Source organism: uncultured Stenotrophomonas sp., from assembly GCF_945952405.1.
Lineage (GTDB): Bacteria > Pseudomonadota > Gammaproteobacteria > Xanthomonadales > Xanthomonadaceae > Stenotrophomonas.
In genome coordinates this window covers 139,247-151,136 of record NZ_CAMFIA010000009.1, presented here as the reverse complement: position 1 = coordinate 151,136, position 11,890 = coordinate 139,247, and the positions used below count along the sequence as shown (strand labels likewise).

General features: G+C 66.4%; 7 protein-coding genes. 2 read left to right on the top strand and 5 right to left on the bottom strand.

Annotation, left to right across the window (positions count from 1 at the left end; translation table 11 throughout):
- Positions 1 to 124: 124 nt before the first annotated feature.
- Positions 125 to 1,801 carry a long-chain fatty acid--CoA ligase gene (locus tag Q0P60_RS11555; protein ID WP_294993099.1) on the top strand — a complete coding sequence of 559 codons (1,677 nt, stop codon included), beginning with the start codon at positions 125 to 127 and terminating at the stop codon, positions 1,799 to 1,801.
- Between the two features lie 199 nt (positions 1,802 to 2,000).
- Complete coding sequence (locus Q0P60_RS11550; RefSeq protein ID WP_294993096.1) at positions 2,001 to 2,870, top strand: crotonase/enoyl-CoA hydratase family protein; 870 nt, start codon at positions 2,001 to 2,003, stop codon at positions 2,868 to 2,870.
- Positions 2,871 to 2,882: 12 nt separating this feature from the next.
- On the opposite strand, the gene Q0P60_RS11545 is transcribed toward Q0P60_RS11550, so the two are convergent.
- The 5 genes from Q0P60_RS11545 to Q0P60_RS11525 all read right to left on the bottom strand — a co-directional run bounded on the left by Q0P60_RS11545 (position 2,883) and on the right by Q0P60_RS11525 (position 11,681).
- Complete coding sequence (locus Q0P60_RS11545; protein WP_294993093.1) at positions 2,883 to 5,603, bottom strand: response regulator; 2,721 nt, start codon at positions 5,601 to 5,603, stop codon at positions 2,883 to 2,885.
- Between the two features lies 1 nt (position 5,604).
- Positions 5,605 to 6,744: a two-component system response regulator gene (locus Q0P60_RS11540; protein ID WP_294993090.1), complete on the bottom strand. Its 1,140-nt coding sequence runs from the start codon at positions 6,742 to 6,744 to the stop codon at positions 5,605 to 5,607.
- 205 nt (positions 6,745 to 6,949) lie between these two features.
- Entirely contained in the window at positions 6,950 to 8,464 is a 1,515-nt protein-coding gene (gene lysS / locus Q0P60_RS11535; protein ID WP_294993087.1) for a lysine--tRNA ligase, read from the bottom strand.
- Between the two features lie 127 nt (positions 8,465 to 8,591).
- On the bottom strand, positions 8,592 to 10,232 hold the full coding sequence (locus tag Q0P60_RS11530; protein ID WP_294993084.1) for an acetolactate synthase large subunit: 1,641 nt from the start codon (positions 10,230 to 10,232) through the stop codon (positions 8,592 to 8,594).
- 63 nt (positions 10,233 to 10,295) lie between these two features.
- Complete coding sequence (locus tag Q0P60_RS11525) at positions 10,296 to 11,681, bottom strand: NAD-dependent succinate-semialdehyde dehydrogenase (protein WP_294993081.1); 1,386 nt, start codon at positions 11,679 to 11,681, stop codon at positions 10,296 to 10,298.
- Positions 11,682 to 11,890 lie beyond the last annotated feature (209 nt).

The window sequence follows — 11,890 nt, the reverse complement described above, 5'->3', positions numbered from 1 at the left end:
CAGAGCAAGAGGCCCTTCGGGGCCTCTTCGCGTTTTCCCTACGCCGGGGTATGCTGCAATGACCGGCCATTCTCGATACGCTCAGGGCCGGAACCTAAAACATCACGATTCCTGGAGGGGGAATATGAGTCTGGATCGTCCCTGGCTGCAGAGCTATCCGAAAGGCGTTCCCGCCGAAATCGACGTCAACGAGTTCCATTCGGTAGCTTCGGTCTTCGACGCTTCCGTCGCGAAATTCCGCGACCGCCCGGCCTACTCCAGCTTCGGCAAGGTCATCACCTATGGTGAGACCAACACCCTGGTCGAGCAGTTCGCCGCCTACCTGCTGGGCGAGCTCAAGCTCAAGAAGGGCGACCGCGTCGCCCTGATGATGCCCAACTGCCTGCAGTACCCGGTGGCCACCTTCGGCGTGCTGCGCGCCGGTCTGACCGTGGTCAACGTCAACCCGCTGTACACCGCACGCGAACTCAAGCACCAGCTGGTCGATGCAGGCGTCAGCGCACTGGTGGTGGTCGACAACTTCGGCGACACCGTCGAGCAGGTCATCGCCGATACGCCGGTCAAGCACGTGATCACCACCGGCCTGGGCGACCTGCTCGGCGCCAAGGGCGCGATCGTCAACTTCGTGCTGAAGTACGTCAAGAAGATGGTGCCCAACTACCACATCAAGGGCGCGGTCCGCTTCAAGCAGGCGCTCAAGCTGGGCAGCCGACACACGCTTCCGCCGGTCGAAATCGACCATGACGACATCGCCTTCCTGCAGTACACCGGTGGCACCACCGGCGTGGCCAAAGGCGCGATGCTGACCAACCGCAACCTGATTGCCAACATGCAGCAGGCATCGGCGTGGCTGTCGACCTCGGGCATCGAGCCGGGCAAGGAAGTGATCATCACCGCCCTGCCGCTGTACCACATCTTCGCGCTGACCGCGAACGGCCTGGTCTTCATGAAGTTCGGTGGCTGCAACCACCTGATCACCAACCCGCGTGACATGAAGGGCTTCGTCAAGGAGCTCAAGGGCACCCGCTTCACCGCCATCACCGGCGTCAACACGCTGTTCAACGGCCTGCTCAACACCCCCGGCTTCGACGAGATCGACTTCTCTTCGGTCAAGTTCACCCTGGGTGGCGGCATGGCGGTGCAGCGCGCGGTGGCCGAGCGCTGGAAGAAGACCACCGGCGTGACCCTGGTCGAGGCCTACGGCCTGACCGAGACCTCACCGGCGGCCTGCATCAATCCGCTCACCCTGCCCGAGTACAACGGCTCGATCGGCCTGCCGATCCCGTCCACCGATGCCTGCATCAAGGACGACAACGGCAACATCCTGGCACTGGGTGAAGTGGGCGAGCTGTGCATCAAGGGCCCGCAGGTGATGAAGGGCTACTGGCAGCGACCGGAGGAGACCGAGAAGGCGATCGACGCCGACGGCTGGCTGCACACCGGCGACATGGCGAAGATGGACGAGCACGGGTTCTTCTACATCGTCGACCGCAAGAAGGACATGATCCTGGTGTCCGGCTTCAACGTGTACCCGAACGAGGTCGAGGACGTCATCGCGATGATGCCGGGCGTGCTGGAAGTGGCCGCGGTCGGCGTACCGGACGAGAAGTCCGGCGAGGTGGTGAAGGTGGTGATCGTGAAGAAGGACCCGAACCTGACCGCCGAGATGGTCAAGGAACACGCGCGGGCAAACCTGACCGGTTACAAGCACCCCCGCATCGTGGAGTTCCGCAAGGAGCTGCCGAAGACCAACGTCGGCAAGATTCTCCGTCGCGAGCTGCGTGATACGCCCGCCCAGTAAGGGTTTCGGGACATCGTGAAGCCTCTGGGGCCCCACCGGCGACGGCGGGGCCCTTTTGTTGCCGGAACATGGCCGGCAGCACGCTTGCGGGCGGTTCACGAGGGGTGCATAGAATCAGTCGCCGCCGCACGTTCAGCTCGCCCCCTCACTCTTCTCCGTCCGCTCTGCGGTTGGCCGGACGGTCACTCGGAGAACTCCCATGTCTGCAGTACGCCCCATCATCACCCGCCCCTCGCAGCACCCCACCCTGCGCATCACCGAAGAGCCGGAGCGGGATGTCTACTGGATCCACATGCATGCCAACCTGGTCAACCAGCCGGGCCGGCCGTGCTTTGCCTCGCGCCTGGTCGATGACATCGTCGATTACCAGCGCGAGCTCGGCGATCGCCTCAGCGCCTCGCACGTGCTGTCGCCCCATGTCGTGCTGGCTTCGGACAGTGACGTGTTCAACCTGGGCGGCGACCTCGAACTGTTCTGCCGCCTGATCCGCGAAGGCGACCGTGCCCGCCTGCTCGACTATGCCCAGCGCTGCGTGCGCGGGGTGCACGCCTTCCACGCCGGTCTCGGCGCGCGTGCACACAGCATCGCCCTGGTGCAGGGCAATGCGCTGGGCGGCGGCTTCGAGGCGGCACTGAGCTGCCACACCATCGTCGCCGAGGAAGGCGTACTGATGGGCCTGCCGGAGGTGCTGTTCGACCTGTTCCCCGGCATGGGCGCCTACTCCTTCCTGTGCCAGCGGATCAGCCCGCGGCTGGCCGAGAAGATCATGCTGGAAGGCAATCTCTACACCGCCTACCAGCTGAAGGAGATGGGCCTGGTCGACATCGTGGTGCCGGTGGGCGAAGGCGTTGCCGCGGTGGAACAGGTGATCAAGGACAGCAAGCGCATTCCGCATGCCTGGGCGGCGATGCGCGAAGTCAACGAGATCGCCAGCATGGTCCCGCTGCACGAAATGATGCGCATCACCGAGATCTGGGTGGACACTGCCATGCAGCTCGGCGAGAAGTCCCTGCGCACGATGGATCGGCTGGTGCGGGCACAGGCCCGGCGCAATGGCGACCCGGCCTGACAGCCCGGCGGTTCAGGACGGGCTGCGCTCACTGTCGTCGCGGTGCGGTGCTCCCGCACTACGGGCGGCCAGCGCATTCCTGCCGTTGCGCAGGGCGGCCACCAGGTTGCCGAGGCGGGTGTTCCACTCGCCCTTCAGCTGCCAGTCCGCCATGCGCATGATCTCGCCACTGGAGGCGGCAACCTGGACAAGACCCAGGTTGCTCGCCACGCCGCGCAGTGCGTGGGCGTGCTCGCGGAAATCCTCCCAGGCCTGGCGCTCGCCGCAGGCCTGCAGCTGACCCATGCTCGCATCCACGTCGACCAGGCACTGGTCGATGAACTTGCGTTCAAAACCATCGCCCATGCCCAGGGAGGCCAGTTCGTCCAGTACCGCCGTATCCAGCACGCCGTCGCCGACCGGCAGCGCGGGCACCGACTGGATGCCGGTGTCGGCACGGGTGTTGGCCGCCACGTCGGCCAGCACTTCCAGCAGGCGGGTGGCCACCACCGGCTTGGCCAGGAAGGCGCGCGCGCCGGCCTGTTCACAGCGCAGGATCGACTCGGGGGTGACATCGGCGCTGAGCACCATCACCGGCACATAGGGCATGCCGCTGGCCTGCATCACCCGCAGCTGCTTGAGCAGGTCCAGGCCGCTCATGCCGGGCATGTGCAGGTCGACGATCGCTGCGTCATAGCTGGCCTGCTCGAGGGCATCAAGCACCTCGGCACCACCATTGACGCAGGTGACCTTGTGCCCGGCCTTCTCCAGCAGCCGTTGCAGCACCATGCGGTTGGCTTCGTGGTCGTCGGCCACCAGCACCCGCAGGCTGCGCACCCGTGCACGATGGCGCAGGAACGGATTGGAGAACGCGATGACATTGCCGGCTTCGGCCACTTCGGCGGGCGCTGCCGGCGCCGCGCTGACCTCGGCCACATCCAGCGTGATCTCGACCCAGAACACGCTGCCGCGCGGACTGTTCGGCGCATAGCCGACCTGGCCGCCCATCGACTCGACCAGGCCCTTGGCGATGGCGGTGCCCAGGCCGGTACCTTCGTGGCGGCGCGCCAGGCCGACATCGCCCTGCTCGAACGCGTTGAACAGGCGGCCACGCAGCGCCACCGGCACACCAATGCCGGTATCGATGATCTCGAAACGCAGGCGCACCCGCTCGCTGCCCAGCGCATCGGGGCTGGACACGCGCAGGTGCACATAGCCGCTGTCGGTGAACTTGACCGCGTTGCCCATCAGGTTCAGCAGGATCTGCTGCAGATGGCCGGCATCGCCGAGCAGGCGCGGCGGCACGTTGTCGTCCACCTGCACGCGGTAATCCAGCGACTTCGAACGGGTCTGCGGGGTCAGGATCAGGTTGATCGCCTGCAGCACGTCGGCCAGCGCGAACTCGTGCCATTCCACGCGCACCTTGCCGGCCTCGATCGCGGAGATGTCCAGCACCTCCTCCACCAGCGCCAGCAGGCTGCGGGTGGACGCCTGGATGGTGTTTAGGCATTCGCGCTGCTCGTCGTCCAGGCGGGTGGTGGCCAGCACCTCGGTCATGCCGGCCAGGCCGTTCAACGGCGTGCGGAACTCATGGCTCATGTTGGCCAGGAAGCGGCTCTTGGCCTCGTTGGCCTGGCGCGCCTCGGCCACCGCACGGGTGAGTGCATGCAGCAGCGAATCGAAGTACAGCGGGATCGCGCCCAGGCCCAGCAGCAGGCCCCAGCCCAGGTAGTCGTGGCTGCGCCAGTACGGCGACAACATCACCGTGCACAGGAAGGCCAGGCAGCCCATGGCCGTGGCCACGCGCAGATAGGTACTGCCGTAGCGCATGCCGTTGCCGATCGTCACCCACAGCATCACCGCATACAGCGGCGCGGCCGGCTCGCCCTGGATGGTCATGATCCAGGCCATGCAGGTGTAGTCGGTGAGCATGCCGATCACCCGGCGCACATGCGATACGCCGGGATGGATCAGGATCGCGGTCAGCAGGCCGGCGGAGATGGTCAGTTCGAACGCCAGGATCAACCAGGTCGTGGTCAGCGCTTCACCGCCACCGCTGAGCGAGCGCCAGCCCAGGTAGCTGATGAACAACGCGGTGATCACGATGCGGATCAGGTTCTGCGCGTGTTCGCTGTCCTCGCGGCCGGCCAGGCGCTGCTTGAAGCGGGCCAGCAGCGAGCGTGACGGGACGGCAGCAGGGGGGGTATCCATGGTCGGATGTCGCATCCTTCGGCGCAGCAGGGAGGAGCAGCACAACGGCACCGCCAGCAGTCCCAGCCACAGGGAAAGGGCCAGGCCGGGGTTGGCCTGCCAGTACGGAGTCAACAGCACGGTGGCGCCGAAACTGGCCATCGCCATCACGATGGCGGCGGCCAGGTAACGTGGCCCGAAGCGCAATCCGTTGCCGACCGTCACCCACATCACCACGGCATACACCCAGGCCAGTGGTTCGCCCATCTGGATCATGCCGACCGCGATCAGGCCATAGTCGGCCAGCATCCCGATCACCCGCCGCGGGTCGGAGCGCCCCGGCTGCCACAACAGCCAGGCAAACAGCAGCAGCGACAGTCCAAGCCCTACCAGGACCGTCGCCAGCACGCCCTGGTACTGCTCCAGCCGGTGCAGGCGGGCGCCCGACAGCAGCACGTAGACCAGGATCAGCGAGATCAGCACCACCCGCACGATCGCCTGGCCATGCTCCGAATCCGGACGCTGCGCCAGCCGGCGCTTCACGCGTGCGAACAGGTCCTGCATGTCACCCACCCGGTCGCGTCGATGCCGTCGAGTGCTGGGCGCAGATGTCCATCAGCTGCGAGTGGCCGCGCATCAGCGCATCCACGCAACGCGGATCGAACAGTCGGCCACGCTGGGCGTACAGATAAGCCAGTGTGGCTTCCATGGTCCATGCTTCCTTGTACGGACGGGGAGAAATCAATGCATCGAAGACGTCGGCCACGGCCACGATCCGCGCCTCCAGCGGGATCGCTTCGCCCACCAGGCCATCCGGGTAACCGCTGCCGTCGTAGCGCTCGTGGTGGCGCAGTGCGATCAGCGCGCCGACCTGGATGAAGCGGTTCTGGCTGCCGCTGAGCAGCTCATGGCCGATGCGCGGGTGCCGGCGCATGATCGCCAGCTCCTCGTCGTTGAGCTTGCCCTGCTTGAGCAGCACGGCATCGGGAATGGCGATCTTGCCCATGTCATGCAGCGGCGCCGCCATCTCGATCAGCTTGACGTCTTCCTCCGGCAGGCCCAGCTGCTCGGCGATCAGCCCGGCCACCCGCGCCATGCGCTCCAGGTAGGCACTGGTGCCGGCATCACGGAACTCGATCGCCCTGGCCAGGCGTGACAGGGTCTCGCGCTCGCGTTCCTCGACCTCGTGCATGCTGGCCAGCAGGCGCTGTTCCAGCGACAACGCGCGTTGCTTCACGTTCTCGGTCTGCTGGCGCAGCTGCAACAGGTTGTAGCAGCGCGCGCGCAGTTCGCGCGGGCGGATCGGCTTGACCAGGAAATCGATGACACCCGCTTCCAGCGCGGCCTGCCGGATCGGCTCGTCGCCCACCACGGTGATCAGGATCACGGGAATGTCGCGGTGCTTGGGCAGGCGACGGAAACGACGGGCGAACTCAAGCCCGTCCATCTCCGGCATGCGGTAATCGAGCAGCAGCAGGTCGACCGGATGCGCCTCGCACCAGGCCAATGCGGTCAGCGGGTCACCGAAGTCATACACGCTCAGTTCCGGCGCGATGTCCTCGATGACGTGACGCAGCATCGTCCGCGCGGACGTCTGGTCGTCAACAATGACGATGTTCAACGCGTACTCTGCCTGGTTTCTCGACCACGCTGGATCATCAGCAGGCGAGGATACTCTGCCGCTGCGAACGCTCGCACCCTGCATCGGCCTGACTCCCGTGTCATACGTCCCGGTTCATGATCGTCATCGCATTGTGAAGCGGACTCTCCACAATGCGTCATCCCCCTGGCGCCGATCAAGCCATAACAGGCGTCAAGGTAGTGCATTAACGATACGCCGAGTGCGGGACGCGTCAATCGCGCCGTCTCGTTTCGCGACGGCGCGCACAATCATGAGTCAGAAACTCGGCTTACTGCTCCGGACGCATGTACGGGAACAGCAGCACATCACGGATCGAGCTGCTGCCGGTCAGCAGCATCACCAGGCGATCGACGCCGATGCCGAGGCCGCCGGTCGGGGCCATGCCATACTCCAGCGCACGGATGTAGTCGGCGTCGTAGTGCATCGCCTCGTCGTCACCGCCTTCCTTCGCCGCCACCTGGGCCTGGAAGCGCTGCGCCTGGTCCTCCGGGTCGTTCAACTCGGAGAAGCCGTTGGCCAGTTCCTTGCCGTTGACGAACAGCTCGAAGCGGTCGGTGTAGCCCGGATCGTTGTCGTTGGCACGGGCCAGCGGCGAGACCTCCACCGGGTGGTCGGTGATGAAGGTCGGCTGGATCAGGGTGTGCTCGACGGTGGCTTCGAAGATCTCCAGCAGCAGCTTGCCCCAGCCGTAGGACGGCTTGACCTTGATCTTCAGGCGCTCGCAATGGCGCAGCAGCGCATCGCGGTCGGTGCAGTCGGCGGCGGAGATTTCCGGGTTGTGGTGACGCACCGCCTCGTCCATGCGCCAGCGGCGGAACGCCGGGCCCAGGTCGATCCTGGCGCCGTCCCACTCCACTTCGGTGGAGCCATCGTTGACGGTCTTGGCCACGTCACGGATCACGCCTTCGGTCAGGTCCATGATCTCGTTGTACGTGGCGTAGGCCTCGTACAGCTCCATCATGGTGAATTCCGGGTTGTGACGGGTGCTGACGCCTTCGTTGCGGAAATTGCGGTTGATCTCGTACACCCGCTCCAGGCCACCCACGGTCAGGCGCTTGAGGTACAGCTCCGGCGCCACGCGCAGGTACAGGTCCAGGTCCAGCGCGTTGTGGTGGGTGGTGAACGGCTTGGCCGCCGCGCCGCCGGGGATGTAGTGCATCATCGGCGTCTCGACTTCCAGGAAGTCGCGGTTGTCCAGCCAGGCACGCATGGCGCGGATGATCTTCGAGCGCTTGATGAACACCGCACGCGACTCCGGGGTCACGATCAGGTCGACATAGCGCTGGCGGTAGCGCTGCTCGACGTCGGCCAGGCCATGCCACTTGTCCGGCAGCGGGCGCAGCGACTTGGTCAGCAGGCGGATCGATTCGGCCTTGACCGACAGCTCGCCGGTCTTGGTGCGGGTCAGGCCGCCTTCGACGGCGATGATGTCGCCCACGTCCCAGCCCTTGAAGGCGGTGTAGGCATCGCCCAGCGCCGCGCCCTGCAGGAACAGCTGGATGCGACCGGACTCGTCCTGGATCTGCGCGAAGCTGGCCTTGCCCATGATGCGCTTGGCCATCAGGCGGCCGGCCATCTTCACCTGGCGGCCATTGCCTTCCAGCGCCTCGGCGGTCCACTGCGCAGCGTCAGCGAATTCTTCCTGCAGACGGCCAGCGAAGTCCTCGCGACGGAAGTCGTTCGGGTACGCGATGCCCTGCCCACGCAGCGCTTTGAGTTTCTCACGGCGCTCGGCGATCAACTTGTTTTCGTCGACGGGGGGGGTATCGGTAGCTTCGCTCATGGATCTGCGGGAATCGTGTAGTGAGGGGGGATCTTGCACCCGGCACAGCCGGTTCCACAGCATACCAAAACCACCCTGCCCCGGCCCTGCGGCTGACCCCCTCCCGGCTACCGGGCCGGACCCCGCCCTAGCGGGTTCCGGGGAACGCCTGGCGCAGCTCGTCCACCAGCACCCGCTCGTTCTCCGAGTAGTCGATCGGCACCGACACCAGGTGCACGCCGCCCTCGTTGAACGCCGCCTCCAGGGTCGGCACGAACTGGTCGATGGCCGTCACGTCGTGGCCCCGGCAGCCGTAGGCCTCGGCGTACTTGACGAAATCCGGGTTGCCGAAGGTCATTCCATAATCGGTGAAGCCGTCCACCGCCTGCTTCCAGCGGATCATCCCGTAGGCACCGTCGTTGAGGATCAGCACCACCAGGTTCAGGCCCAGCCGGCGCGCGGTCTCCAGCTCCTGGCTGTTCATCATGAAACCGCCGTCGCCGCACACCGCCAGCACCCGCCGCTGCGGATACAGGATCGAGGCCATGATCGCCGACGGCAGGCCCGCCCCCATCGTCGCCAGCGCATTGTCCAGCAGCAGCGTATTGGCCACCTGGGTACGGTAGTTGCGGGCAAACCAGATCTTGTACATGCCGTTGTCCAGCGCCACGATGCCGTCCGGCGGCATCACCTGGCGCACATCGTGGACCAGACGCTGCGGGGTGAATCCGTCTTCTTCGGCACGGTCGGCCAGATGCTCCAGGATGGTCGCGCGCAGCGGCAGCAGCGCGGCGGCGTTGGGCACCGCGCCTTCGATGCGCTCGGCCAGCTGGGTCAGCGAGCGGCCGATATCGCCGATCACCTCGACCTGCGGGAAGTACACCTGCTCCACCGCTGCCTGCGAATAGCCGATATGGATCACGGTCGGCCCGCCCGGACGCATCACGAACGGCGGCTTTTCGGTGACCTCATGGCCGATGGTGACGATCACGTCGGCCTGGTCGATCGCCATGTGCACGTAGTCGCGTTCGGTCAGCGCGGCGGTGCCCATGTACAGGCCCGAGCCTCCAGCCACCGCGCCCTTGCCCATCTGCGTGGTGAAGAACGGAATGCCCGCACGCAGCACGAACGCCGACAGCGCCTCACTGGACTGCGGCCGCGATGCCGCCGAGGCGATCATCAGCAGCGGGCGCTTGGCGGCGCGGATGATGTCCGCCGCGCGCTCGAGCGCCTCCGGGCTGGCCACCGGCCGGTCCACCACATGCGGCGGGATCAGCGCCACGCCCTCGACCTGGTCGGCGGCGATGTCCTCGGGCAGTTCCAGCAGCACCGGGCCCGGCCGCTCTTCCTGGGCAACCCGGAATGCTTCGCGGACGATGGTCGGGATGGTGCGCGCCGAGACGATCTGCCGCGCCTGCTTGGTCAGCGGCTTCATCGTGCTGACGATGTCGACGATCTGGAAGCGCGCCTGCTTGCTGGCGACGATCCCCTTCTGGCCGGTGATCAGGATCACCGGCCACGCACCCAGCAGCGCATACGCAGCGCCGGTGGTGAAGTTCAGTGCGCCCGGGCCGAGCGTGGCCAGGCACACGCCCGGCTTGCCGGTCAGGCGGCCATAGGTGGCCGCCATGAACACCGCGGCCTGCTCATGGCGGGTGATGACCAGTTCGATGCTGGAATGGCGGAGCGACTCGACCACGTCGAGGTTTTCCTCGCCGGGGATGCCGAAAATGCGCTCGACGCCTTCGTTTTCAAGCGCGGCGACGAGCAGGTCTGAACCCTTGGACATGGGAATGCGGTCCTTTTCGCTGGACTGGGGATGGATCGTTGCAGGAACGAGGGAAGCTGCGCGTCAACGCCGGTCGAACCACACCGTCTGCGCGTTGACGAACTCGCGGATGCCGAAGTGCGAGAGCTCGCGGCCGAAACCACTCTTCTTCACCCCGCCGATCGGCACCCGCGGGTCCGAGGCGGAGAAGCCATTGACGAATACGCCGCCGGTCTGCAGCCGGCGCGCCAGCTGCATCGCGCGTGCGCGGTCAGCCGTCCACAGGTTGCCGCTGAGGCCGAACTCGCTCTGGTTGGCCAGCTCCACCGCATGATCGGCGTCGCGCGCACGGCTGATCGACGCGACCGGGCCAAAGGTCTCGGTATCGAAGGCCTGCATGCCCGGCTCCACGCCGGCCAGCACGGTGGGTGCGTAGAACGCTCCCGGCCGGTCGAGCTGGTGGCCACCGACCAGCAGCTGCGCGCCGGCATCGACCGAGGCACGCACCTGCGCGTCAAGCTGTTCGAGCAGGTCCTGGCGCGCCATCGGGCCGATCCGGTTGCCGGCGTCGCGGCCATCGCCCACGGTCAGCGCCTGCACCTTCTGGCAGAACTGCGCCACGAACCGCTCGTAGACCGGCTCTTCGACGATGATGCGCTTGCCGGCGATGCAGACCTGCCCGGTGTTCTGGAAGCGAGAGGCCACCGCCGCATCGACCGCGGCATCAAGATCGGCATCGGCCAGCACGATGAACGGGTCCGAGCCACCGAGTTCCAGCACCACCTTCTTCAGTGCCTGCCCGGCCTGCGCGGCGATGCTGCGGCCAGCGGCCACGCTGCCGGTGAGGGTCACGGCCGCGATGCGGTCATCGGCGATCGCGCGGCTGGTACCTTCACGGCTGATGTTGGCGGCGATGAAGGCGCCATCCGGCAATCCGGCATCGCGCCAGGCGGCGTCGAGCAGCTGCGCGGTGCCGACGATGTTCTCGGCCGGCTTCAGCAGGAAGCCATTGCCCCCCATCAGGATCGGAACCGCCGCGCGCATCACCTGCCAGTACGGGAAGTTCCACGGCATGATGCCGAGCACCACGCCCAGCGGCAGGTAGGACACATAGGCCTTGTCGTCGGCAACCTGGGTCGGCTCATCGCGCAGGAACCGCGCGCCGTTGTCGGCGTACCAGTCGCACAGCACGGCGCACTTTTCGATCTCGGCCAGCGACTCGGCCTGGACCTTGCCCATTTCGGCGGTGGCCAGCGCAGCCAGCGCCTCCCGGTCGCGACGCAGCACGGCGGCCATCGCGCGCAGCACCTGTGCCCGCTGTTCGAGGCTGCTGGCACTCCAGGCGCTGAAGCCGGCCTGGCCGCGCTCGAGGATCGCATCCAGCTCGGCGTCGCTGGCAAAGGGATGGCTGGCGATCTGTTGGCCGGTGGCCGGATCGCGGGAAATGGCAGTGCTGGGGGCAGCGGACATGCAGGTCTCCTGGTGTCTCGACAACGGGCGGCGGCCCGTCTCCTGCACAGGAATGTGGACCCGTTCGCGGGATGCAACAAGGCGTCTGCTTATCCTGTGACCTGCACTTACCTGCCTGAATGGGGTTATCGGCAGGGCTGCGCCCTGCACCCGCAGAGGCCAGCGCAACGTCAGGTCAAAGGCCTGCATTCAGTGGGATGGCGGCCCGT